Source organism: Photorhabdus sp. CRCIA-P01, from assembly GCF_003545805.1.
GTDB lineage: Bacteria > Pseudomonadota > Gammaproteobacteria > Enterobacterales > Enterobacteriaceae > Photorhabdus > Photorhabdus antumapuensis.
Genome location: NZ_NMQR01000025.1, coordinates 1 through 24180, shown reverse-complemented (window position 1 = coordinate 24180; position 24180 = coordinate 1). Strand labels below are relative to the sequence as shown.

Sequence of the window (24180 nt, the reverse complement as noted above, 5' to 3'; positions counted from 1 at the left end):
TATTTAGTATATGTGAGGATTTTTGTTCGTTGTCCATGACCACAATTTATTATTAGTCGGAAATGACATGTACTGATCACTGACAGGGAGAGATTCGTGTAATGCATTCAGATAGTTTAATTCCCTTCATATTCGCGTTATGATGAGCGCTTGATAAATAATGTTTTTGTTAAGCGCAATCAAAAGGATAATAAGCTTTAATAACTTCAATAATGAGTTATTCGCTGCCGGGGTGAATGATTGCAGTGTCTCAACTATTTTTGAGGCATATAAACCCGGAATTTAATTAGGTTTGTCGCGGAGAAAATATGTCATTTAGTCGGCGCCAATTTATTCAGGTATCAGGCTTGGCGATGTGTATCGGAGCCGCTCCTCTATTGGTTCGGGCCAGCAAAAATCAGCAGACTGCTTTGCCGGTTCCCCCTTTATTGGAATCCCGTGGTGGGCAGCCGCTATTTCTGACTTTACAAAAAGCGCATTGGACTTTTGATGGACAATATAAAACCAGTGTATGGGGAATTAATGGCCAATACCTTGGTCCGACTGTACGGGTTCATAAAAACGATGATGTCAAACTGATATACAGTAATCGGTTAGCTGAACCGGTTTCGATGACTGTCAGCGGATTACAATTACCGGGTACGTTGACCGGTGGGGTTGCCCGTCAGATTTCTCCGGGGTCTGACTGGTCGCCAGTGTTGCCTATTCGTCAGCAGGCGGCAACTTGCTGGTATCATGCCAATACACCTAATCGGATGGCACCACATGTTTATAAGGGGTTGGCTGGCATGTGGTTGGTGGAAGATGAAACCAGCCGCCATTTGCCGTTGCCGAAACACTATGGTGTTAATGATTTCCCGGTTATTCTTCAAGATAAACGGTTGGATAACTTTGGGGTTCCTGAGTATCAGTCGGCCTCTGATAGTGGATTTATCGGTAATACTCTGTTAGTTAATGGCGTACAGAATCCTTTTATTGAGGTATCTCGTGGCTGGATCCGTTTACGTTTACTCAATGCATCCAATGCCCGTCGATATCAGTTACAGATCGGTGATGGCCGTCCTTTCTATATGATAGGCGCTGATTTGGGGCTGTTACCTGCGCCGATAGCTGTTCAGCAACTCTCCCTTGCGCCAGGAGAACGGCGTGAGGTATTAATTGATATGTCCAAAGAGGATGAAGTAGTTGTTACCGCCGGTGAATCAGCCGGGGTACTTGATAAGTTACGTGGGTTGTTTGAACCATCCACGGTGTTGATTTCCAGCACTGTTCTGACCATTAAAGCAACCGGTTTATTATCTTTGGTGACAGATAATCTCCCATCTCGTCTGGTTGATGATATTACGCCAGTGTCCAATGTAATCCGTAACCGGGAAATTTATCTTGATGACAATACGCCTGGAATAAACGGTGCGTTATGGGATATGAATCGGGTGGATATTACTAGCCAGCAAGGAACGTGGGAGCGTTGGATCGTAAATGCCTCTGCTCCACAACCATTCCATATTGAAGGTGTACAGTTTAAGGTGATTAACCACAACGGTGAGGCACCTCAACCGCAAGATTATGGTTGGAAGGATACTGTTTGGGTTGATGGGCGAGTGGAATTACTGGTTTACATGAACCAGCCATCTTATGAACACTTCCCATTCCTGTATTACAGCCAGATTCTGGAAATGGCCGATCGCGGCTCTGTTGGGCAGTTAGTGACTATACCGGCCAATCAATAAATGCGAGCCCAGGTGAGTGATAATCGGTAGAACCATGAAAATAGTTGAGCAAAATCAGGGCGCGGCGTTGATGCCGCGCACGTTTTAACTCGGCTTTGCCCGCTATTACCCTATCAATTTCACCCTATCAATTTTATCAGCCGTTTTTCAGCACTGATTATTAGCGTTATTTTGATCAAGAAGCTGAATGAATTCACTGAAATCAACGAATGTTTCAGGGGTTGGTCCCAGACGTTTACCGATATCTAGCGTAGTCATCGCGGTCAAATCTTCTTTTTCTAATTTGAAGTCGAACACATCAAAGTTCTCTTTAATTCTCGATAACGTGGTTGATTTTGGGATCACAATCATGCCGTTATCAATGTGCCAGCGGATAACAACCTGCGCGGGTGTTTTGCCATACTTTTGTGCCAGATGTTGAACCAGTTGATTATCAAATACGTTTTCACCGCCTTGTGCCAGCGGACTCCAGGATTCAGTAACGATATTATGTGTGGCATTCCAGGCATGAAGCTGACGTTGCTGTAACAGCGGGTGCAACTCAATCTGGTTAATGACGGGATGAACACCGGTTTCATTGATCAGTCGCTGGATATGTTCAGGTTGGAAATTAGAAACACCGATACTGCGAATAAGCCCCTCTTTCTGCAATTCAATCAATTGTTGCCAAGTACCAACGTATTGATCTTGCGGTGGTGCAGGCCAGTGAATGAGGTAAAGATCAACATAATCCAGTTGCAACTTCTCTAGACTTTCAGCCAAGGCAGCGCGGGCATCAAGGTGTCTGTCATTCCACAATTTGGTTGTAATAAAAATATCTGCACGGGGGATATCTGTTTCTTGTAACGCCTTGCCCACGCCTTTCTCATTGTTGTAGATAGCGGCGGTATCAATTGCCCGATAACCGATACCCAGTGCGGCATGGATTGTTTCTGCTATCTGTTGGTCATCTGCGGCCCATGATCCAAGCCCCAATTGTGGCATGTGATTCCCATCAGCAAGTCTGATAATAGGTTGATTATCCATTACTAACTCCTATAAAAAGATAGACTTAAAATATCAGTTGAAATTATGGCGATTGATATTAAGTTGATATTAAGCGTAATTGAAGAAAGTAATACAATTGGCGTGATCTAAGCCATGTATTATGTCAATACATGGCTAAATACATGAATTAACCGGATTGGTGACGCATCAATACCAAGAATATCACTTAGTGGCTGAGCCTTGGTTCATATAATACTGGTACATTAAGTTAAGGATAAAAATCCTGTTGCTGCTTGTAAACCATAATGACTTTTATTTACGTTTTGCCGCCGAGATTTTCTTGTGGCGCCAGTACATTAATAGAGAGGCGCTTAAACCACTTAACAACACCACTATGGGTAAAATGATCAAAATATTCATCACCAGATCTTGGTGATTTTTAATAAACGGGATCTGATTGAGGAGATAACCAAAACCGACCACGATGACAACCCATAGCAGGCCACTCAACCAGTTAAAAACTTGAAAGCGTTTACTGTCAAGGCCGGATATACCCGCCAATGTTGGTAACAGAGTGCGGACAAAAGCCAAAAAACGGCCAATCAGTAAAGCGGCCAAACCATGTTTGAAAAACAGCTCGTTAGCTCGTTGGCGATACTGAATAGGAAGTTGTGCCAGCCAATCCTTAACTCGTTTGGTATCACCAAGCCATAACCCTTGAAGATAGCCGAGCCAGCAACCGATACTTGCCGCCGCGGTTAGTATAAAAACGGTTGGAATAAAACTCATGACTCCCTTGGCAATTAATGCACCGGCAAGGATTAACAGAGTATCCCCGGGTAGAAAAGCGGCAGGTAATAAGCCATTTTCCAGAACCAGTGTCACGAATAGAATGCCATAGATAATCCAGAGAACATCGGGGTTGGCAAGTTTAGAAAAGTCATGCTGCCATAATGCTTGCATGATCCCGTTTAGTACTTCCATTGCTTATCCTGTGACTGTTATATACCCTTCATCTTTCAAGCTGCTGCTTTGTTGGCTGCTTTCACTCACCCCAGTCACATAGTTATCTATGCTCCTGGGGATTCATTCACTTGCCGCCGCGCTGCAACTCGAAATCTATTAGGTATAAGATAAATTTATTGCATCTGTATATATAAAGTCAGTTTACAGTAAAAGCTTAAGCATGGCTTGGCTTTATCCCTTATTGGGAGAAACTATGGCTGATGTTCATTAATAAGTTTAGTTAAGTGTGGTGAATCAGTAGATTCTTTTAAAAGAGAACTCCAGTCATCTGGCGGGTGTCCCGCATTAAGCATTTCACCAAATACTTTGTAAACATCATGCTTATCGCCATATGCCCTTTTTGTGCTCTCATCATTCACCCAGCCAAAGATAATAATTTTACTCTCGGCATGAAAACGGAAAAAAAGACGGTATTGTTGGAAAAATTTTGCCCTGAACCAGTGTTTTCTTTTTCCACCTAATGTGTCACCCAAACGAAAGGCTATATTAGCAGGGTTACTGGGAATAATTTCAGTAACCAGTTTTATGATTGCAGCCAAGCGTTTTGTATCATTTTTTTTCAGGTAGTCGTTTGGATATTTCTGTTGAAGTTGTTCTACCTTATCTATTGCTTGTTTTAATTGTTCTATAAAGCACGGATGAGCAAAAAGAGCCCATCCATTTATTACACATACTCGCTCGTACATAGTTCTTTACTCATCGTCATCGGATAATGGATTGTTCAGATCTATGTCTATTCCAGCGGTAAGTGACATCGCCCGGTTAATGAGTTGTTCATCCAATTGTTGTACTTGCTCAGGATGTTTCTTAATGTCTTTCGCCAGAAAGTTCAGAAATGACTCCATGACAAGATCTTTTTCTTCTTCGCTGTTTTTACGACTAATAAGTACATCACCAGAAGATAAAATCTTATATGTGATACTGTCATGGCCTGGTTTTAGCTTAAGCGCTTTACGAACAGACGTTGGGATAGTTGTCTGGTTGCGACGGGTAAGCTTGGATTCGGCACCAACTTCGAACTCAACACGTGGTAATGCGTGCATATTTTTACCTCGTTATGCTGATTTGAGAATCTGTTTAACGAAGTGTAATGCAAATGCATTGTACTGGCAATATATCTATATTATCACTTCATTATGACTTCTAAACGTTAAGTTTTTCAGTTTATTGCATTGAATAACAATAAGATTAATAAATAGAAATTCGCTTAAACCCCTCAGCGAGATCATCAATCAAATCTTGAACATTCTCCAGACCGACATGCAGGCGAAACAGGGTGCCTGTTCTTGGTGGAGAACCGTACTGGCGTATTATTTTTATCTCTTCTGGTTGATAACCCAGAATGAGGGATTCAAAACCGCCCCATGAAAATGCCATTTTAAAATGGTGAAAATTATCCAGATAATCCGTAAATTGTTGGGGAGTTAACTTCTTTTTCAATTGAAAAGAGAATAGGCCGCTACTGCCACTGAAATCACGGATAAAGTTATGGTGACCGGGGCAGGAAGGCAGAGTGGGATGATAGACAGCGGCCACTTCGGTTCGTTGTTGCAGCCAGCGTGCTATTTCAATACTGCTTTTTTCATGTTGTTTCAGACGAATGGCTAAAGTACGTAATCCTCGACTGGCCATATAAATCGTATCGGCATCTGCTATCTGTCCCATCAAATAGGAGTTCTCTCGCAGTTGCGCCCAACAACGTTCATTAGCGACAGCAATACCTAACATTGCGTCTGAGTGACCAATAATATATTTGGTGCCCGATTGAATCGAAATATCGATGTCGAATTCTAGCGCTTTAAACAACACACCTGCCGCCCAAGTATTATCGATCATGATGACAATATCTGGATTGGCGCGTCGTACCGCACGGACAATCGCGGGAATATCCTGTACTTCCATCGTAATAGAGCCAGGGGATTCAAGAAACACCACTTTGGTATTGGGCTTAATCAGATCAGCAATCTCTTCGCCAATCATAGGATCGAAATAATCGGTGGTAATATTCATCCGTGACAATATTTTATCGCAGAAGCTTTGCGTCGGGTCATAAGCTGAACCGGTTAATAGAATATGATCACCGGCGGTGGCAAAAGCGAGAATGGCATGACTAATCGCGGCAGCCCCAGAAGGGTAAAGCATACAGCCTGCGCCACTTTCCAGTTCAGCCATTGCTGCTTGGAAAGAAAAATGAGTCTGTGTACCACGACGGCCATAAAACAGTTCGCACTTGCCCCGGTTTTGCGTCGCATGTCTTTTGGCGGCGACAGAATCGAAAATTACCGATGAAGTTCGCTGAATGATGGGATTGACTGCGCCTTGAGTAAATTTTTGGCTTCTACCTGCATTGACCAGTAAAGTTTCCAGTTTTTTTTCTGCCATGATCCATTGCCGCCTTTAACACTTCAATTTTTGAAATGGTGTAAAAAAATAGAGTTAACACGTTAAAAGATTTAGCCCTTTTTGTACAAAGGGATTAAGACAACTTGACGAAAATTCATCTCATTACCTGTGAGTAGGGGCTCTCTAACTTTATTTTGTGAAGGGGTAATACTTTTTTATTAAACAATAATGATAATTACTATCAAATCACTTAATGTTTGATATTATCAGCCTGCATGTTCATTCAGTCTGGTGAAGATGAGTGAAGACTCAGTACAAATAAGGTTAGTGAGATGACGAAAAGTAATTCACTGCTAAATAACAAGGTTTATAGCAAAGGGAGTAAAGGCCAACTGATGCGAAATTTGACTGCTTCAATAATATTAGCGTTCGGGCTGACAGGTTCAGCATTGGCTGATACAGCACCAGCATCTGCAACAGATAACAATACCACGGCAAAAGCTGTACAGATTGTAGGATCTACCCCGGCTACCACCTCGGCAACGACGGATGCAACTGCACTATCTGCAAATCAGATTGCGCCGCAAACGGCATCCGCGACAGAATCCACCCAAGTTACGCCGGTTGCAACGGATGAGGTTGCAGCTAAAGTTACTGCTGATGAAGCTAGCCTTTCCAGTGGCTTTGCTACCGATCTGTCTATTTGGGGCATGTATCAGAACGCTGATATTGTGGTTAAGACTGTTATGATCGGCCTGGTGATTGCTTCTGTTATTACTTGGGCTCTATTCTTCTCAAAAGGTACTGAACTGCTGGCTGCTGGCCGTCGTTTACGTAAAGAGCAATTTGCTTTAACGAACGTGAATAGCCTTGATCAGGCTGCGGAAATTGCCGAAGGTTTCAGCAAACACAGTATCAGCCGCTTGTTGCTGAGTGAAGTACAGGCAGAACGTCAATTATCTTCTGAGAGCACTGACTTGAATAGCACGAAAGAACGTGCCGCGTTCCGTCTGGAACGTTCCGTTGCGGCTATCAGCCGCCATATGGGGCGTGGTAATGGCTATCTGGCAACCATTGGTGCGATTTCTCCTTTCGTTGGGCTATTTGGTACGGTGTGGGGCATCATGAATAGTTTTATTGGTATTGCCCACTCACAGACAACTAACCTTGCGGTTGTAGCGCCGGGTATTGCGGAAGCCTTGTTAGCGACAGCACTTGGTTTGGTCGCAGCGATCCCTGCCGTTGTAATTTATAACATCTTCGCCCGTATGATCTCGGCTTACCGTGGTCAGGTTGGTGACATGGCGGCACAGTCATTATTACTGCTTGGCCGTGATTTGGATTTAGCAAATAGCAAGACAAGGTGATTTATGGCAATACGTCTTAATGAAGATCTGGGCGATAGCGGCGAATTGCACGAAATCAACGTCACACCATTTATTGACGTGATGTTGGTGTTGTTGATTATCTTCATGGTAGCAGCACCACTGGCAACCGTTGATATTAAAGTGGATCTACCTGCTTCGTCGGCAAAACCGCAGCCGCGTCCAGAAAAACCGGTATTCTTGACGGTTAAAGCTGATCGCCAGCTTTATGTCGGAGATCAACAGGTCGATTATGATACTTTGGCGGCGGTATTGGATCAGACCACCCAATCCAATAAAGAGACAACCATTTTCTTTCAAGCTGATAAAACCGTGGATTATGAAACACTGATGAGTGTGATGGATTCTTTGCGTAAATCGGGCTATCTGAAAGTGGGCTTGGTAGGGATGGAAGCGGTTTCATCGGGTTAGAGATTCTTCCACGAAATAACCGCGCTGGAAAGCGCGGTTGAGATTAGGAAGCATTGGTGGAAAAAAGTGGTAAATGAAATTTTCGGTGGGAACAGATAAACCTCATCATTGGGCTCGGATTGCTAATAACTTGGTTCAGTAACTAAGGGTAGCAACTTTACCTGCCCTTTCAATTAGACTTGAAAGCTAATACTTAAACTGACTCCACAAGCAGCAGCATAGCGCTCAAGTGTTAAGATACTGGCCTTCCCAGCATTTCTTTCCAGTTTGCTTACAGCGGGTTGAGTGATCCCCATCCGTTCGGCAACTTGGGTGCTGTTTAATCCTGCCTGATTACGCATATTAAGAAGAAGCTCCTTCAACTCTTCTTCTTTTTTCTCAGCCATATAAAGGGTGTGAACTTCTGGATCAGCAAGCAGTTCAGCTTTAACGTCGGAATATGGGACACCTTTAATGCTCATCATTCAACTCCTCAAGCCTTTTTAAGGTTATGGCTATTTCGGTGGGTGGTGTTTTTAGTGTTTTCTTTATAAATGTACGTAAGATATAAATTTTCTTTCCCTTGGCGAAGGCAAAAAAAGTTCGCGTAATATCTTTCTTGCCAGCTCGCAATTCAAATAATCCCTCACGAATAATATCAGTATTGGGATAACGTAATGCATTGCCTTTTGCTTCTAGTTTATCAAGTGCCGTTAATACTTTTGCTTTCATTGGTTTATCGAGCGCCCGAATTTCATTTAAAGCATCAGGGTGAAATATCAACTCAAACATTCAGCCTCCTTTAACGGAGGAGGTTATATCGCATCTTGAGGCATAACTCAAGAGTTATGTATAACTTATGGGTTATGATTGGATGTATGATTTTCACTGACGTAACTTCTATCTGCTGTTTGAGCTAAACAGAACCCTCAGAACGGCTAATAATGCGCATCCTCCGCCGCTGAAAGCGACGCCATACCAAGAAAAATACCAGGCGGCGACAGCGCCTAAAGAGGAACCTATTGCGCCGCCGGCGAAATAACAGGTCATAAATACGGTATTTAGTCGGCTGCGGGCATCAGGTAATAATGTATATAACCGTGTTTGATTTGCCACTAAACACGCTCGGCTACCAAGATCCAACAGAATAATACCGGCGAATAAAAATAGAATACTGTGGCTCGTGCCGCTAATTAGACACAAGGCTAATGTCACTAATAAAGCACCTGTGGCAACAATAGCTCTCCCACCAAAGTGATCTGTCAATGAACCTATTATTGGTGAAGCTAGCATTCCCACAATTCCCGTCAAACCAAAGAGACCTGTAATATCGCTTCCCCATCCGTAAGGTGGTTGAGAAAGCAATAAGGCCAGAGAACCCCACAACGTATTAAAAGCGGCGAACAGTAAAAAACCGGATAATGCCGCTTCACGCAAAAGGGATTGTTGCTTTACTAATTTACCGAGTGAAATAAGAAGTTGGCTGTAAGTTATCGTGGGTGGTGTTTCTATTTGTGGCAATACAAACCAGACCAGAAAAAACAGGAACAGGTCTATTAAAGCTGCCAGTAAAAACATTTCACGCCAGCCGAAATGCTCTCCGACTGCACCACTCAAGGTTCTGGCAAGCAGTGCTCCCGCGAAAAGGCCACTCATCAGATTTCCTACAACCCGGCCACGTTTTTCTGGCGCTGCCCACCCAGATACTGCCGGAATGATAATTTGTGCTGAAATAGAGGTTAGCCCTAATATCAGGCTACTGGTCAAAAACCATATAAAATTCGGTGCGGTGGCACATAAGATAAGGCTGGCTATATTGCCGATTAGTAGGCAGAAAATAAGCTTACGACGACTTAATGTATCCCCAAGAGGGCCAAAAAAGAAAAGCCCCGCAGCGTAACCAATTTGCGTTAACGTGGCGATCCAACCGGATGTTGCGCCATCAATGCCAAAGCTTATGCCTATTGCCGGTAATAATGGCTGGTTATAATAAAGATTAGCCACAGCAAAACCGCAAGCGGCAGATAACAATATGAGAGAAATAGAAGAAGTAGGATCGAGTTTGATTGCTGTGTTTGACACGAAAACCTCCAGCATTTGATCTGTATTACCGTAAAAGAATTCTGCCACTATCTCAGGATTGCGGGAATAAAGATGGCAAGCGAAATTGCTTTGCATAGAATGCAAAATTGATAGCGCTATCAAATTCCATACCTTGCTTGTAATATCAGATACGTTTAATCATATATAGGTAAAATCTATGATGAAAGATTTGTTACGTACCGATATTCTGGCAACATTCGTTAATGTTGCCCGTTCACAGAGTTTTTCAGCTGCTGCTCGTCTACAGGGCATGGCAGCTTCATCTATTACACGTCAGATAGACAGCCTTGAGCAGATGTTGGAGGTAAAACTTTTCTTGCGTTCTACCCGTGGTTTATCAATGACTGACGCAGGCGAGATTTTGTTTTCAAGAGCGCAAGATATTATCGATAATCTTGTCGATATCCAGGCTGAGTTAGCGGCTTTGGATGGAGAACCGCAAGGGGTACTGCGTGTCGCCTGTCTGCCAACGTTTGGGCGTCACCATATAATTCCCATGCTGGAAGAACTATTCACCCAATATCCCAAAATTCAGGTTGAACTTGATCAAACAGAGAGATTGACTGATCCCGTTAGGGATCGTCTCGATGCGGTTATTCGGATTGGTGAATTAAAAGATAGTTCGCTTTATTCAAAACGGATCGCCACACAGACTTGGGTTGTTTGCGCCAGTCCAGGTTATATCCAGAAGTACGGGGCTCCGACAACACTTTCTGAGTTATCTAACCATTATTTGCTTGATAAACATCATGATCCTGCTGGCATTTGCTGGTCACACTATCAGGATGCTATCAATCTCAGCAATGAGAATAGGATTTTTCGCAGTGACGATTTTGATACATTGAGAATGGCCGCCGTCAATGGATTTGGAGTAGGGCTTCTTCCTAACTGGGTTGTTTCATCGGATATTCGTTCTGGGGAGCTTATTGCATTGTTCAATGATCCTGATGAACGTAAGGATGGTATTTATTACGGGCACTTGCGCACCCGCCAGCAAAATTAACGGTATTCATATCACTATTGCAGGAGTGGCTTGCCAAGGCGATTTAGCGTTAATAGAAAAGTGATCAAACTTTCTCAAGGATCATCGCGATTCCTTGTCCAACGCCAATGCACATAGTACATAAGGCCAGTTTTCCTTGTTGGCGGTGTAATTGATAGACGGCATTCGCTAAAATCCGTCCCCCAGATGCACCTAATGGATGTCCCAGAGAGATAGCACCGCCGTTACAGTTGACATGATGCATCCCATTGAATATTAAGCTCTTTCATTACAGCCAGAGTCTGTGCAGCAAAAGCTTCATTGATTTCGATAACATCCATGTCTTCAATTCTTGTTCCAGATATTGCTAAGGCTTTTTTAACAGCTGGAACTGGCCCTATACCCGTCAGCGATGCGGTTACTGTGGTCATACAGCAAAAGAAAATCGCCTGTCACAAAGTCAGTTCGAGAGTCAGGTATGTGGATATACCACGAATGCCGATGTAAACGGTGCTCGTAATATTTTAGCGGCAGGGCATGCCGTATTTGCCTGTGAAGGTGGGGGAGGATGTCGATGAATAATCTATTTACTAAGCTTCAATTTGTGGTAAAATTTACTATAGTAATACTTACTGATGTATGGGTGTTTTGTGGCCGTTTATAAAACTAAAATATTCAATAAGAAGAACGATAAAAAAATTCATCTGAGTGGCTCAGAACTGATAAAAGCGGCGCATGAGGTTATGGCGGGCAGTTATGAAGCCAATTTGGGTGGTGGGGTAATTAAAAAGAGAATACCTCTTTTAGGAAAAGGCAAAAGCGGTGGTGCGAGAACAATCATTTTCTTCAAAGTAGGAAAGCATCTATTCTTTGCAGATGGTTGGGCTAAATCTGATTTAAGCTCCAAAGGCGCAAAGGAAATTGAAGATGATGTATTGGCTTCCTATAAAGACCTTGCTAAGGATTTGTTAGATTTTAATGATACCCAAATTAATAAAATGATTGAGCTATCACTATTGGTGGAGGTTAAAGATGACCAGTAAAATGAATGAACTGCTTGATTTCGCTAAGGAAATTGAGGCTGCGGGTTTAACAGATGGTGAGTCAGTTCGCCGTATTGAAGCCAGAATTAAAGACAGAGAGCTAAAAGAAAAATACGGAAATATACTCTCTATGACAGGGGATGATATTAAGCGGATCCGCGCTCAACACAACATTTCCCAATCTTCGCTTGCTTTGATATTAAACATGACAAAAGAAAGCGTATCGAAATGGGAGCGAGGTGAAATAAAACCTAATGGCGCTGCATTGCGTATACTTAATTTAATTGACCAGAAGGCACTGGTTATTTAACTGCACTCTAAACGGCCTTGGTATTCCAAGGCTGTTTGTTTCACGCTCCCTGCCCATATGCACCGATAAAACCTGTTGCACCAGTCAATAAAGCATTTTTCTTGGTCATCACTATTGTTACCTCATTATGTGTGAGCTTTATATTTCATTCTTTTTTTAACTTTGTAAATCTATATTTAACGTATAAGTGCTTTGCATAAAATGCAAGAATATATTTCACATATAYTAACTGTTTGGTATTTTTTATTATTATCTGATAATTTTTTCTATAGATAATAAAATTAGCAGTGCGATTCTTATGAATGTAGTTATTTGTTTTTATTTTTTAATATTGCTTGGTAATAAATAATTTAAAATTGCAAGGGGTTTTATTAAATGACTAAAACTTTAAGTATATTTATAGCATATATTAATGACTTGCAATTATATATTCATTGGTAAAGTTTACTGACTATATGGTTTTACTTTGTGCTATTTTATAATTATTATTATCAATTTCTTACTAGGAACTTTATTTTTGTGATTATTTTAATTCTGATATTATCAAGTAGATTACAGTGTTGTTCTTATTGTTGTTGGTAATTATATCAATGTAATTAGTTGGTTAATAAACCAAATCTAAATTAATAACTGATAACTTTAATGAGTAGTTAAAAGTGATATTTAACTATTATCTAAGTGTTCGATTCATTTATTGTTGTTGAGTTTCCATAGGAATATATTTATTCTTATATGTTATTTTTTAATTATGGCAATATTATTTCTTAATGAATATAGAGGTTTATTATGACTAAAATCTTTTCATTTAATAAAAATCATCGAGATTTATCAGCAGGGCATCACTCATTGCTTAAAGAGGTTAATGGTGTTAATGGTGTCCCTAAATCTTTGTTACCTGGTTTCCCTGATTTAGATGATCAATTTAATCAGATGGGAATTACCCATATCCGGCTGCATGATGGTTTTGGTATTGGCGATATGGATAATTATTTCCAGGTGGATCGAGTCAGTGATCGAAATCAAATTATTGTTAATGTTCCAGAGGAAAATAAACCTGCGGCTAAAAAACTGCTCACTGATATTTCAAATATCAGAAGCATTTTTCCCAATGCGGCTGCCGGGATGAGAAATAATGATATTAGCCTTGCATTAAAAGAGGCTAATTATAAAATGACTGATACTTATCTGCGCGATATCATGAATAATAAAGCCGATCTGAATCCTGATAATATTCAGCGAAAAATCATGTTTCGTATTGGGCGTTCCGGTGATGGTGGTTATGAAATACCACAGGATTTTGATATTTATGCAATATTAGTCAGCGTATTGGTGAATCGCTACGCTTTACACTATGCCAGAATCGGTTTGCCAAGAAAAATAACCTATTGGCAGGTTTGGAATGAACCTGATTTGTTTTTTTTCTGGAATAATAATGATCCTAAAAAATATTATGAATTATATGCCAAAATTGCAAGGATAATTAAAGCGGTTGATCCTTCGGTTAAAGTTGGTGGTGCGGGTATTGCGTTTGCTGATAGAGCACAAGAAGATTACCTTGATGGGTTTTTACGGTATTGTAGAGATAATCATGTACCATTAGATTTCTTTTCTTGGCATGGATACGTTGAAACTGGAGATCCGCAAAACATTATTGATGTGGGGAATAAAGTTCAAAAAAGTTTGCATACTTATGGTTTTACCGATACAGAAAGTTTTTGTACTGAATGGACTTCGTGTCCTATTGGGACAAAAAATACATATACAAAAGTGCAGGGTATTAAAAATGCGGCATATATCGCTTCTACGTTGATTTATATGCAATATATAAAAGCCGACAGAGCTTATTATTATCGAGGGGATGGTTTATCTTTTGGTTTATTTAACAACCAGCCCAGTCCTAAAAATCCGAGTGTCAAAAATTTCTGTACCTATTCAGCTCAATCCTTTTACCTGTTTGCCAGAATGTTCGAAACACCTTATATTTTAAGCGGTAATAGGGATTTTTCCACAGGTTTAACTGTTTTGGCAACCGAGAATGCCGAGGGCAATAGAATTAATATCCTTGCCGCAAATTATAAAGTTGATAAGAGTCTTGCCGATGGTGATGCAGCTCCTGATTATTTATATCAACAATACTATTTGGATGCTAGCCGATCACTGAATCAATTAACAGATACCTGGAGTAAGAATAAATGGTTTGGTGGCGTTGATCCGACAGCCATTCACGTTGATAATGCGGTAGTGCAACATGAGCCTGTTAAGCTATTTCCGGATAATAATATGTTGAGAGCTAAAAGTCGTGATTATACTGATAGCGACCAGGGTGTTACCGTAGTCATTAACCATATAGGTTATAAAAAATTTAAGATTAAAGCATTCCGTATTCAAGACGGTGGATCTCTGGTACAAATGATACCACCAGAGGTGACTAACCAGATTGATGTATCTATAGTTAATAATAAATTAACGTTGGTGGATAAGGGAGCAAAGCCTGCAACGGTAACATTATATTCATTAGAGCTAGATAATAATTGATTTTATATGTGATGGAAATATTATAGTAAATTATCCCCTCCGATCAATTAATCAATGAAAAATAAAATCATTTTAATTTGATAGGCTCTAAAAAGAGCCTATTTAATAATAATTTATTGATTAATATGTATTTGTTTATAATTTTCGGATTTTTTTATTATTTTTATATGATTTAAAATGTGTCTATAATATATATTGATGGTTTTTTGCGATATTGTTTAATATGGTTTTCTCTCTATATGATTTTATTGCTTTCTATTTAACTATTGTTATTAATATCAGTTTATGATTGATTTTTATATTGTTTTTCTCTTTTGATGCTGATGTTGTTAAATAAGTTGCAGAGTGAATTTTATTATCGAAAATAATTGTATTTACCTAATAGATTTCGAGTTGCAGCGAGGCGGCAAGTGAACGAATCCCCAGGAGCATAGATAACGATGTGACTGGGGTGAGTGAAAGCAGCCAACAAAGCAGCAGCTTGAAAGATGAAGGGTATTAATGTAATTGTTTGGTTAATTTAATAAATTCAAAGTAATAGCTTGGAATTTTAAGGCGTAGTTAAAAGTGATATTTAACTATTATATAAGTCTTCCATTCATTTATTGTTATTGAGTTGTCAGAGAAATGTATTTATTCTTTGATATTATTTTTGGTTTATAGGGATACAATTTCTTAATTAATATAGAGGGTATTATGACTAAAGTTTTTTCATTTAATAAAAATCATCGAGATTTATCAGCAGGGTATAACTCACGTCTTAAAGCGGTTAATGGTGTCAATGGTCTTCCTAAATCTCTGGCGCCGGGTTTCCCTGATTTAGATAATGAATTTAATCAGATGGGAATTACACATGTCCGGCTTCATGACGGCTTTGGTATTGGGGATATGGATAATTATTTCCAGGTGGATAGGAAAAATAATCAAAATCAAATGATTGTCAATGTGCCAGAGGAAAATAAACCCGCAGCTAAAAAGCTTGTTGCTGATATTGCAAATGTCAGAACTATTTTTCCCAATGCGGCTATCGGAATGAGAAATCATGATGTGAGTCTTGCATTAAAAGATACCAATTATGAAATGACGGATGCTTATCTGCGTGATGTTCTGAATAATCAAGCAGATCTTAATCCAGATAATATTCAGCGACAACTTATGTTTCGTATTGGGCGTTCACTTGATGGCGGTTATGAAATACCAGAGGATTTTGATATTTATGCAATATTAGTTAAAACCTTGGTGAATCGTTATGGTGTAAACTATGCCAGCATTGGATTGCCGAGAAAAATAAGCTATTGGGAAATTTGGAACGAGCCTGATTTACTGTTTTTCTGGAATACTGATGATCCACAAAAGTATTATCAATTATATGAAAAAGTAGTGAGATTAATTAAAACGATTGATCCTGATGCTAAAGTTGGTGGTGCAGGTATTTCGTTTAGTAATCATGCAGGAGGACATTATATTGATGGATTTTTCCGATATTGTCGGGATAATAATGTACCGTTAGATTTCTTTTCTTGGCATGGATACGTTGATACTGGAGACCCGCAAAACATTATTGATATGGGTAATACGATTCAGAAAAGTTTGCATACTTATGACTTTACTAAAACAGAGAGTATTTGTACTGAGTGGAACTCTAGTCCTTTTGGGTCGAGAAATACATTTACAAAAGTGCAGAGTCCTAAAAACGCAGCCTATATCGCTTCCTCGTTGATTTATATGCAATATACCAAAGTTGACCTGGCTCATTATTATCGGGGTGATGGTTTATCTTTTGGTTTGTTTAATGATCAGCCTAATCCTAAAAACCCAAGCGTTAGAAATTTCTGTACCTATTCAGCTCAATCTTTTGGTCTTTTTGCTAAAATATTAAAAACACCTTATATATTAAGTGGTCAGAAAGATTTTGCAACCGGCTTAACGGTTTTGGCTGCCGAAAATAAATCGGGTAATAAAATTAATATCCTCGCGGCAAATTATAAAGTGGATAAGAGTTTCTCCGATGGTAATGTAGCGCCAGTTCCTGCGGATTTATATCGGCAATACTATTTGGATACGAGCCGAACATTAGATCAATTGACGGATACCTGTAGTCAGGATAAATGGTTTGGTGGTGTTGATCCGACAACCATTCAATCTAATAATGCGGTAGTGCAAAAGGATCCGGTACAGCAACTTCCTGAAGATTCTCTTTTAAGACCTAAAACTCGTGATTATACTGATAGCGACCAGGGCGTTACAGTGGTGATTGATCATATAGGTTGCAAGAAATTTAAAATTAAAGCGTATCGTATTCAAGAAGGCGGACCGCTGGAAAAAATGACACCACCAGAGGTGACCAGCCAGATTAATGTGTCTATAGCTAATAATAAATTAACGTTGGTAGATAAAGGCGCGAAACCTTCAACGGTAACACTGTATTCATTAGAGCTAATTCATCATTAATTCTATACCCTTCATCTTTCAAGCAGCCAACAAAGAGGCAACTTGAAAGATGACGGGTATATATAATAAATATGGCTAAAAGTAAGGTACATTATTAACATCGGCTTTACCTAGCATTAATAATTCGTGTATTCAATAAATTTGTAAGATTATTCTGGATAGAAATCTTGGGATAAAATCTGCTCCATATTCCAGATACAGGATTCAGGAAAAACATCCAACCCGGTTTCATCAGCAGCAATTGCATCGGACCATGCGTAATTGTACTCACCACGTCGTAGAGCTTTGGCAATATGTTCAATGGTGTAACTATCGTGACTATGAGCAAAGTTAAACAGATAAACTCCGCGTACAGGTCGTGAAAGCATCGATTCTTTAACTAGACGATTTAAGCCCGCTTGGAGTGTTTTGGGGCTATCTTCAAGAAAGATTTTTCTGAGATCGGCAAAGGTGAAGACATATCGCCCTTTTTTGTCCCAGTCAATAAAACGTTTAAGTGCAGTAGATCTATCCATAACTAGACAATAACTCTATTTATTTGTGGTTTTGATGTTCACTTGATTATAGTTATTTTAAGTGGACATTAAAGCACTATATTTATGGTTTTGATGTCTACTTAATGAATTTGGCCGAAATAGTGAAAGGAGTAAGTGTTTCGCTGATGTGGTTGAATTATTTTTTTAATATATTGATATTTAAGTAAATATTATAGTCCTATTTTATTTGTGCAGGTTTTCATCGAAGTCTCCGATAGGGTAGGGATTGGTTACTTTTCGCTATTTGTGGTGAGTTTTTAAATTCACCCCTTTTTCTGTCAAACGATAGCGTTGTAATGGGCTGCTAGGTTTTTCTGGATGGCTCATTTCAATTAATCCCGCTTCTAGAGCGGGTTGCAAATAGCGCTGACGGAATGAATTACGATCTTTTAATCCAAGGGCTGATTGCAGTTGCCCACGGTTCATTTCCCCTTTCAATACCATAATTAGTTGTTTAACTTGTTGGGTAGCCTGATGGGTAGCCTGATGGGTAGCCTGATGGGTAGCCTGATGGGTAGCCTGATGGGTAGATGTCAGAATTGCATCACGGATCATGTGCAGCATAAACTCAATAAATGGCGCACAATCAATGAGTTGTCTACTGAGATTAATTGCCTGATAGTAATGAGCTTGATGTTCATAAACCAGGCTTTCAACGGGGATAAATTCAAATAATGGGTTCCAGTGATTTAAAATTAGTGTCTGCCACAACCTGCCCATTCTGCCGTTTCCATCCGCAAACGGATGAATGAATTCAAATTCATAATGGAAAACGCAACTGGTAATAAGTGGATGAATATCAGTAGAGCCTAACCAGTGAAAAAGGTCACCCATCAGCTTTGGAACCCGATTTGCCTGTGGTGCCATATGAATGACCTTTTTTCCATCCATCACACCGACTCCACCGTGTCGATAACTGCCAGCATCATCTAGCAATCCTTTCATCAGGATATAGTGGGCTTCTAGTAAGTTTTGTTCTGATGTGAAATGCCAATGGTTAAGCTTTTCATAAGCTAAGATAGCGTTACGCGCTTCTTGTATTTCACTGATTGGCGCAATGACTCGCTTTCCTTCAATAATGGCGGTGATTTGGCTTTCATTAAGTAAGTTACCTTCAATTGCCAGTGAGCCGTGAATCGTTCGTATTCGATTGATACGTCTTAATCGCAGGGTTTTTATTTGTTCCTGTTCTGTACTTAACCGCCCGATATTCTCGCTAATTTCAGCAACTAATTGGATCATTTTAGCTGTAATTGAGAAAGGAGGTTGATGGCCTTTTTTAGCTGAATTCATTGCATACCTTAATTGGCTTACCGTGGATAGCTTTAACGTTATTATTGGCGCTGGAAATAGGTTGATATTATCGCCAGTAAGGGGGAACGAGCAATAGACTGGCGATTATTGTATGAATTGTGTGATTATTTTTCTGCTTCACCGCCGAGTGCTTCAATGGTGCTTTTAATCAATGCACTTAATTCACCGGTCATCAGAATAAAGTCAGCATCAAACCGTTGGGCAAAATCTTCTCGATCAATGTCATCATTTTGTTCACGCAAAGTATCACTGAATTTTATGCGTTTGAAAGCGCCATCATCTGACAACATAAACTGAATACGCTCTTCCCAATCAAGCGCCAGTTTAGTGACACATTTGCCAGCCTCTATATGGGTGGCGATTTCGTCAGAAACCAAATCTTGTTTTTTACAACGGATCACGCCGCCCTCTTCCAGCATGGCTTTTAGTTCAGCTTCATCCATTAAAGCAAAACCTGTTGGTAAGTCACCGGAACGTACCCATTCTGTCAGGGTTAATTCTATTGGGTCTTTAAATGTCAGGGGAACAACAGGTAAAGAACCCAGACTTTTTCTCAATAATGCCAAATTATCTTCGGCTCGTTTAGCACTGGCAGCGTCAACAACAATCAGGTTATTAGCGATATCGATCCAAATATAAGTTTGGCTGAATCGGCTAAATGCCCGTGGTAGCAAGGTATGCAATATTTCATCTTTCAGAGAATCTTTCTCTGTTTTTTTAAGCTTGCGATGTTGTTCTCCTTCCAGTTTTTCAATTTTTGCTTGTAGTGCTTGTTTGATAACCGGTGAAGGCAACATCTTTTCTTCTTTACGGGCGCAAATCAGAATTTGATTATTCGCGACATGGGTAAAGGCATCACTGTGTGAACCCATTGGCGGCACCCAACCTGTTTTCGCCATATCTTGACTGCCACATGGGGTGAATGCTAACGGGCTTAATTGTTTTTCCAGTTCATCCGCGGAAAGTGAAATTTCCCGGTTTAAACGGTAAATCATTAAATTTTTGAACCACAACATAAAAATACCCCATATTTTTTGCTCAATGAATCGGTGAGCATTGCAAACATAAGTCAGCATGATAGCGAATCATAGAGATAAGCCCTAGTCTCTTGTGTCAATTATTCGGATTGGCGGCTTTTCTCTTAAAGGTATAGGTATTTATAGCTCATCGAACTGGGCTAAAACAGTTGCGGCTAATTGGCATTATATCTCCATCAAGCGCTGAGACACGCCGTGCTTACTTTTAGAAGTACGGCGCTGTCAGGGTCATCCGATGAAGTGAGGATTCACCGGAGTAGTTCAAATTCCTGCTTGAACACAGTGGCGCTTTTCACTCTTTGGCGTGGGAAGGGTATCAAAGGGTTCAATTAAATAATGGTATATATCACGTTGTGGCAACGTACTGCCGCTAATCCTATTACCTTCATACCAAAGGCATGAAGCGGCGGACCCTTGACCACCATAGGGAAGATAACCGTGTTCTTCCAGATGTAAGTCAGTATTACTCAGAATACTATCTGGCAGGTGAAGGCGTTCGCTAAGTTGATGATAGATATAGTCACTGGTACCAAACAGAGATATATACATAGCATTAGTAGAATACAAAGGATCAGAAAAATAATGGATTAAATCTTGATCCTGATAATATCTTTGTAAGAAGAAAACCGGGGCAAAAAATTCTTTATAATTGCCACCTAACGATAATTCTTTCTCGAAAATCGTCGGTTTTATCATGCCATTAATGGGATTAACTTCTCCTCCATAGGTGCAATAGGGTCTATTGGCTTTAAATACTGAGGCAATTTTTATACTGTGATCAATATCGCTATTGGGACCGACGATATTCTTATAGTCACTATAAGGTCCAACTCTATCTTCAATATTCTTCAAATCAGAGATTAATCGTTGCTTGAATAGATCGTATATATCATTGTGTACTAATATGGCGTTTGGACCAGCACAATCTTGCCCTTGATTGTAAAGCACAACTCGTTTTGCACTTTCAACAGCCAGATTAATGTCTGCATCTTTTGAGATAATAAGTGGATTATGACCAGCGCCATTAAGAATAAATAAGGTGTTTTTTCTGAAATGCTTACGTACTTTGAGCGCATTCTCTGGCGTTCCCGTAAAGATCACTGCATCAGTTATTTTTACTCGTTGACTTAAAAATAGCTCTTTATCTTCATAAGAAATAGATAATGTCGGAGAAAATGCGGATAAATTAATAACCTCCTCAAATTTTTTGTAATGTGTATGCATTGCTGTCGGGGGGCGTATGCACACGTTTTCTGCCATAAGTGAAGGGATAAAACCAAAACATACAGAAGCGTAAATGGGTTGGTTAAGTGGCAGGAATGATGTTACACCATAAATTTTCTTTCTGAAATATTCTCTGTTGTTATCAATATTATTCAAGACATCTATTGAACGGAGAATTTCATCTTCAGTGACGTTTTTACACTGATAGCCAGAGAGTGCTTCAACTAACACCTCACTATTCTTCTGTAAAGCTGAGGAAAGTTCGTCACATTTTCTCCTGATTTCGGTGAAATTAATCTTACTGTATAACTTAGTCATATGTATTTTGTTCTCCTCGATGCTATGGTTTATTAATCTCTCTTTTTGAGATTTGTTAATTTCGTTATTAACGATATTTTCCTCATTTTTTTGGTATGCGTTTTTATATGGGTTGTTAAAATGGGTTAAAATATGCTGCATGCAATTTAAATCTAACCATGTTTTAATTCGCGGGCCTTTGGTATCACCAAATAACCCTCGATAGAGCAGAGGCCATATTTGGGATGATTCATCATCTGAAAAATGGTCTTCATATGTACTGATTATATGCTGGAAAAGTTGATCTTTAGTGAATGTTTTTCCTGAACTTATTGAGTTGGCAATGGCTGAGAAATACTTTTCCTCTTTAATATTTTGTAACCCTTGATTTTCATTTTTACATGTCCTGATATAATAATTATAACTTATTTCTAATTCTTGACCTGAAATGGATTCTCCCGGTTTTTTATAGTGATTTAGAAAATTTTCAGCCGCAAGTTTACTTGCCGGTTTTGAAGCGTGTAATATTCTTGCTATCTTCGAAAAAGACAGTCTTTTTCCCTCTTTTTGCGAAATATTAACTTGATCATTTAGCTGTGGGGCCAGCGCTACATAAAATTTAGACGATCTCTGTGGCTCTTTTGAGAGGTAAGTACGAATTGCGTCTTGTGTCAGCAGATGGCGAATATCATCTAAAGAGAAACTATTTCCTTTCGACTTCGATATTTTTTTACCTGAATCATCAAGGAAAAGCCCATATTTGTAAAAACGTGGAATTGGCCTGTTTAGTGCTCCCGCGATCTGGCGAGCAACAGCGGCAGAAACTAGCAAATCTTCACCATGCATTTCAAAATGAATGTTTCTGGCAAGGAGACGCATACCCCAGTCAGCTTTCCACTGGAGTTTAGATTTACCGTTTAGTACCGAAATAGTTTGCTCTTGATCTAATATTTCATTTTTATAGAGTTCCTGAATTTCTACTCCATATTCATAACCGGGTTTATTAATGACTTCATCACCCGGTATGTAATAGGTTATTTCTCCTGAAGCAGGGTTCACGTCTGTGACGATAATATGTTCCAGTACGGCGCCAGTTCTTTCGGAAATGGGCATGATCATGCTGTAGGTTCTTTGTCTTAAAGATCCAGTCGATTCCTTGCATATTTGGTTTAGCACTGAGAAATTTTGCAGGAATAGTTTGATTTCGTCATTGTAATCGCCATTTTGATAGGCTAAAGAGTTTCTGACTAGCTGACACTCTATTTCATATTCTCTGGCAAGTTCCATGAGTTGATATTCCGCCATTTCAGAGAATGACGGGAAATTTCCGAAAGGGTCCGGCACCCTGCTTATCGGTTGACCTAGATAAGGCGTTAATTGTTCAGCATTTGGAATATTCAATGGCACTTTTCTGAAAGGGTCCAAATCATCTGAAATGAGATAAAAATTAACTGTTCTGCCTGCTTTCTCCAATTCAGTTTTGATGAGATTGGCACGGAGGATTTCACAAAGAGTTCCTATGTGTGGAAGCCCTGTTGGTCCAAAACCCGCTTCGATATTGATTGATTCCTCGTATGGTATAGCCTGATTGATTTCGAGGGCTTCTTTGACATACCATTTCATTTGCAGTTACCTCCATCATAATGTTTTGATTATTTTAGGGTTAATGGTGATGAATAAAGACGGTAGAGGTGTTATTAACTTGTCAGGAAATCCTCGATAATCCTGATGAGAAAAAATGCTTTAAGATGTTAGAATATTTTATGTTTTTTGTTTTGATGTCAGCGATTAACCTTAAAATCTCTTTAAAATTAATGAATAGTTAATGCTAGTTCTAGCTAATTAACTATTACTATACCCTTCATCTTTCAAGCTGCTGCTTTGTTGGCTACTTTCACTCACCCCAGTCACATCGTTATCCATGCTCCTGGGGATTCGTTCACTTGCCGCCGCGCTGCAACTCGAAATCTATTAGGTATATAATCAATTATTGTTATAAATTTATGTTAAATTCATTCAGTTCCACTACAGTGCTGAAGTGATGAAGTTTAATGATGTTCTTTCTAATATTAAATAAAATTAATGTAATTATTGTTTCTGGTCAAGAGGGGAACATAAATTTTTTTATTTTCTCTTTTATTGCTGAATTGAGTGAGATAGTGGGGGCGGTGGGTGAATGTGTCATGCTGATTAGAAAAGTCGGTTATAGTCATTCTAATGGTGTCCAAGTTATTGGAAAATTATTATTTTAAAAATAAAAATATAATTATTTTTCTTTTAAATCAGTATGATGGTTAATTTTTATATTTTGTTTGTAAATTAATTTATTAATTTCTTATTTTTGTTTTATTATAAAAAATAAATAAGTTTTTTTACTTTTCATAATATGTTTAATATATGTCTGTATTATATAAGAAATAATGTTAATTAATTTTAGAGATTAATTTTATGTAAAGTTAATAACATTATTCTTTTATAGTTTTTAAT

Annotated in this window: 21 protein-coding genes and 2 pseudogenes; 10 read left to right on the top strand and 13 right to left on the bottom strand. The window is 39.3% G+C overall.

Translation table 11 applies throughout. From position 1 onward, the window contains the following. Window positions 1–308: 308 nt before the first annotated feature. On the top strand, window positions 309–1730 hold the full coding sequence (gene ftsP / locus D3222_RS15090; protein WP_118986885.1) for a cell division protein FtsP: 1422 nt from the start codon (window positions 309–311) through the stop codon (window positions 1728–1730). A 147-nt stretch (window positions 1731–1877) separates the two neighbouring features. Here ftsP and dkgA read toward each other — a convergent pair whose 3' ends face one another. The 5 genes from dkgA to metC form a co-directional block, all read right to left on the bottom strand. After that, window positions 1878–2756, bottom strand: coding sequence for a 2,5-didehydrogluconate reductase DkgA (dkgA, locus tag D3222_RS15085; RefSeq protein WP_118986884.1), 879 nt, complete (start codon window positions 2754–2756; stop codon window positions 1878–1880). Window positions 2757–3029: 273 nt separating this feature from the next. Beyond that, a complete protein-coding gene (locus D3222_RS15080) occupies window positions 3030–3701 on the bottom strand; it encodes a DedA family protein (protein WP_118986883.1) in 672 nt (223 codons plus the stop codon). Window positions 3702–3934: 233 nt separating this feature from the next. Beyond that, window positions 3935–4429, bottom strand: a complete 495-nt coding sequence (locus D3222_RS15075; RefSeq protein WP_118986882.1) for a type II toxin-antitoxin system YhaV family toxin — start codon at window positions 4427–4429, stop codon at window positions 3935–3937. Window positions 4430–4435: 6 nt separating this feature from the next. Further along, window positions 4436–4786, bottom strand: a complete 351-nt coding sequence (locus D3222_RS15070; protein WP_118986881.1) for a type II toxin-antitoxin system PrlF family antitoxin — start codon at window positions 4784–4786, stop codon at window positions 4436–4438. A gap of 145 nt (window positions 4787–4931) precedes the next feature. Further along, window positions 4932–6125: a cystathionine beta-lyase gene (metC, locus tag D3222_RS15065; protein ID WP_118986880.1), complete on the bottom strand. Its 1194-nt coding sequence runs from the start codon at window positions 6123–6125 to the stop codon at window positions 4932–4934. A 356-nt stretch (window positions 6126–6481) separates the two neighbouring features. On the opposite strand from metC, the gene exbB reads away from it, so the two are divergent. Further along, on the top strand, window positions 6482–7453 hold the full coding sequence (exbB, locus tag D3222_RS15060; protein ID WP_118986923.1) for a tonB-system energizer ExbB: 972 nt from the start codon (window positions 6482–6484) through the stop codon (window positions 7451–7453). 3 nt (window positions 7454–7456) lie between these two features. After that, a complete protein-coding gene (gene exbD / locus D3222_RS15055; RefSeq protein ID WP_118986879.1) occupies window positions 7457–7882 on the top strand; it encodes a TonB system transport protein ExbD in 426 nt (141 codons plus the stop codon). A gap of 173 nt (window positions 7883–8055) precedes the next feature. Here the strand turns inward: exbD and D3222_RS15050 are convergent, their stop codons facing one another. From D3222_RS15050 to D3222_RS15040, 3 genes are all read right to left on the bottom strand, one after another. Further along, window positions 8056–8343 (bottom strand): helix-turn-helix domain-containing protein, encoded by a 288-nt coding sequence (locus D3222_RS15050; RefSeq protein ID WP_118986878.1) that lies wholly within the window; start codon window positions 8341–8343, stop codon window positions 8056–8058. After that, window positions 8333–8653, bottom strand: coding sequence for a type II toxin-antitoxin system RelE/ParE family toxin (locus D3222_RS15045; protein WP_118986877.1), 321 nt, complete (start codon window positions 8651–8653; stop codon window positions 8333–8335). Before D3222_RS15045 ends, D3222_RS15050 begins: the two co-directional genes overlap by 11 nt. A 108-nt stretch (window positions 8654–8761) precedes the next feature. Further along, window positions 8762–9943 carry an MFS transporter gene (locus D3222_RS15040; RefSeq protein ID WP_232832540.1) on the bottom strand — a complete coding sequence of 394 codons (1182 nt, stop codon included), beginning with the start codon at window positions 9941–9943 and terminating at the stop codon, window positions 8762–8764. A 178-nt stretch (window positions 9944–10121) separates the two neighbouring features. On the opposite strand from D3222_RS15040, the gene D3222_RS15035 reads away from it, so the two are divergent. Next, window positions 10122–10967, top strand: a complete 846-nt coding sequence (locus D3222_RS15035; RefSeq protein ID WP_232832539.1) for a LysR family transcriptional regulator — start codon at window positions 10122–10124, stop codon at window positions 10965–10967. 64 nt (window positions 10968–11031) lie between these two features. On the opposite strand, the pseudogene D3222_RS15030 reads toward D3222_RS15035, so the two are convergent. Further along, window positions 11032–11368, bottom strand: a pseudogene (locus D3222_RS15030) (3-oxoadipyl-CoA thiolase); the annotation flags it as partial. Here D3222_RS15030 and D3222_RS15025 point away from each other — a divergent pair. From D3222_RS15025 to D3222_RS15005, 5 genes and pseudogenes are all read left to right on the top strand, one after another. Beyond that, window positions 11345–11524: pseudogene (locus D3222_RS15025) on the top strand (zinc ribbon domain-containing protein); the annotation flags it as partial. The pseudogenes D3222_RS15030 and D3222_RS15025 overlap by 24 nt on opposite strands. Window positions 11525–11596: 72 nt before the next feature. Beyond that, a complete protein-coding gene (locus tag D3222_RS15020) occupies window positions 11597–11989 on the top strand; it encodes a type II toxin-antitoxin system RelE/ParE family toxin (RefSeq protein WP_118986876.1) in 393 nt (130 codons plus the stop codon). Next, the gene (locus D3222_RS15015) at window positions 11979–12299 is read left to right on the top strand and encodes a helix-turn-helix domain-containing protein (protein WP_118986875.1); all 321 of its coding nucleotides are present in this window, start codon (window positions 11979–11981) and stop codon (window positions 12297–12299) included. Before D3222_RS15020 ends, D3222_RS15015 begins: the two co-directional genes overlap by 11 nt. 786 nt (window positions 12300–13085) lie before the next feature. Next, entirely contained in the window at window positions 13086–14834 is a 1749-nt protein-coding gene (locus tag D3222_RS15010; RefSeq protein ID WP_118986874.1) for a GH39 family glycosyl hydrolase, read from the top strand. A gap of 696 nt (window positions 14835–15530) precedes the next feature. Beyond that, window positions 15531–17285, top strand: coding sequence for a GH39 family glycosyl hydrolase (locus D3222_RS15005; RefSeq protein ID WP_118986873.1), 1755 nt, complete (start codon window positions 15531–15533; stop codon window positions 17283–17285). Between the two features lie 149 nt (window positions 17286–17434). Here the strand turns inward: D3222_RS15005 and D3222_RS26065 are convergent, their stop codons facing one another. From D3222_RS26065 to D3222_RS14985, 4 genes are all read right to left on the bottom strand, one after another. Next, window positions 17435–17800 carry a DUF29 domain-containing protein gene (locus D3222_RS26065; protein WP_232832538.1) on the bottom strand — a complete coding sequence of 122 codons (366 nt, stop codon included), beginning with the start codon at window positions 17798–17800 and terminating at the stop codon, window positions 17435–17437. Window positions 17801–18061: 261 nt separating this feature from the next. Further along, on the bottom strand, window positions 18062–19114 hold the full coding sequence (locus D3222_RS14995) for a Fic family protein (RefSeq protein ID WP_118986872.1): 1053 nt from the start codon (window positions 19112–19114) through the stop codon (window positions 18062–18064). A gap of 125 nt (window positions 19115–19239) precedes the next feature. Continuing rightward, window positions 19240–20151 carry a recombination-associated protein RdgC gene (gene rdgC, locus D3222_RS14990; protein WP_118986871.1) on the bottom strand — a complete coding sequence of 304 codons (912 nt, stop codon included), beginning with the start codon at window positions 20149–20151 and terminating at the stop codon, window positions 19240–19242. Between the two features lie 282 nt (window positions 20152–20433). Next, the gene (locus tag D3222_RS14985) at window positions 20434–23316 is read right to left on the bottom strand and encodes an aldehyde dehydrogenase family protein (protein WP_118986870.1); all 2883 of its coding nucleotides are present in this window, start codon (window positions 23314–23316) and stop codon (window positions 20434–20436) included. A gap of 428 nt (window positions 23317–23744) precedes the next feature. Between D3222_RS14985 and D3222_RS14980 the strand changes: the two genes are divergently transcribed. Continuing rightward, window positions 23745–23945, top strand: a complete 201-nt coding sequence (locus tag D3222_RS14980) for a hypothetical protein (protein WP_157975341.1) — start codon at window positions 23745–23747, stop codon at window positions 23943–23945. Window positions 23946–24180 lie beyond the last annotated feature (235 nt).

What these genes read in the sequence shown, in the direction of transcription:
- ftsP (WP_118986885.1), top strand. Translation starts at nt 309, where the DNA reads ATGTCATTTAGTCGGCGCCAATTTATTCAGGTATCAGGCTTGGCGATG.
- dkgA (WP_118986884.1), bottom strand. Translation starts at nt 2,756, where the DNA reads ATGGATAATCAACCTATTATCAGACTTGCTGATGGGAATCACATGCCA.
- D3222_RS15080 (WP_118986883.1), bottom strand. Translation starts at nt 3,701, where the DNA reads ATGGAAGTACTAAACGGGATCATGCAAGCATTATGGCAGCATGACTTT.
- D3222_RS15075 (WP_118986882.1), bottom strand. Translation starts at nt 4,429, where the DNA reads ATGTACGAGCGAGTATGTGTAATAAATGGATGGGCTCTTTTTGCTCAT.
- D3222_RS15070 (WP_118986881.1), bottom strand. Translation starts at nt 4,786, where the DNA reads ATGCACGCATTACCACGTGTTGAGTTCGAAGTTGGTGCCGAATCCAAG.
- metC (WP_118986880.1), bottom strand. Translation starts at nt 6,125, where the DNA reads ATGGCAGAAAAAAAACTGGAAACTTTACTGGTCAATGCAGGTAGAAGC.
- exbB (WP_118986923.1), top strand. Translation starts at nt 6,482, where the DNA reads ATGCGAAATTTGACTGCTTCAATAATATTAGCGTTCGGGCTGACAGGT.
- exbD (WP_118986879.1), top strand. Translation starts at nt 7,457, where the DNA reads ATGGCAATACGTCTTAATGAAGATCTGGGCGATAGCGGCGAATTGCAC.
- D3222_RS15050 (WP_118986878.1), bottom strand. Translation starts at nt 8,343, where the DNA reads ATGAGCATTAAAGGTGTCCCATATTCCGACGTTAAAGCTGAACTGCTT.
- D3222_RS15045 (WP_118986877.1), bottom strand. Translation starts at nt 8,653, where the DNA reads ATGTTTGAGTTGATATTTCACCCTGATGCTTTAAATGAAATTCGGGCG.
- D3222_RS15035 (WP_232832539.1), top strand. Translation starts at nt 10,122, where the DNA reads ATGATGAAAGATTTGTTACGTACCGATATTCTGGCAACATTCGTTAAT.
- D3222_RS15015 (WP_118986875.1), top strand. Translation starts at nt 11,979, where the DNA reads ATGACCAGTAAAATGAATGAACTGCTTGATTTCGCTAAGGAAATTGAG.
- D3222_RS15010 (WP_118986874.1), top strand. Translation starts at nt 13,086, where the DNA reads ATGACTAAAATCTTTTCATTTAATAAAAATCATCGAGATTTATCAGCA.
- D3222_RS15005 (WP_118986873.1), top strand. Translation starts at nt 15,531, where the DNA reads ATGACTAAAGTTTTTTCATTTAATAAAAATCATCGAGATTTATCAGCA.
- D3222_RS26065 (WP_232832538.1), bottom strand. Translation starts at nt 17,800, where the DNA reads ATGGATAGATCTACTGCACTTAAACGTTTTATTGACTGGGACAAAAAA.
- D3222_RS14995 (WP_118986872.1), bottom strand. Translation starts at nt 19,114, where the DNA reads ATGAATTCAGCTAAAAAAGGCCATCAACCTCCTTTCTCAATTACAGCT.
- rdgC (WP_118986871.1), bottom strand. Translation starts at nt 20,151, where the DNA reads ATGTTGTGGTTCAAAAATTTAATGATTTACCGTTTAAACCGGGAAATT.
- D3222_RS14985 (WP_118986870.1), bottom strand. Translation starts at nt 23,316, where the DNA reads ATGAAATGGTATGTCAAAGAAGCCCTCGAAATCAATCAGGCTATACCA.
- D3222_RS14980 (WP_157975341.1), top strand. Translation starts at nt 23,745, where the DNA reads ATGATGTTCTTTCTAATATTAAATAAAATTAATGTAATTATTGTTTCT.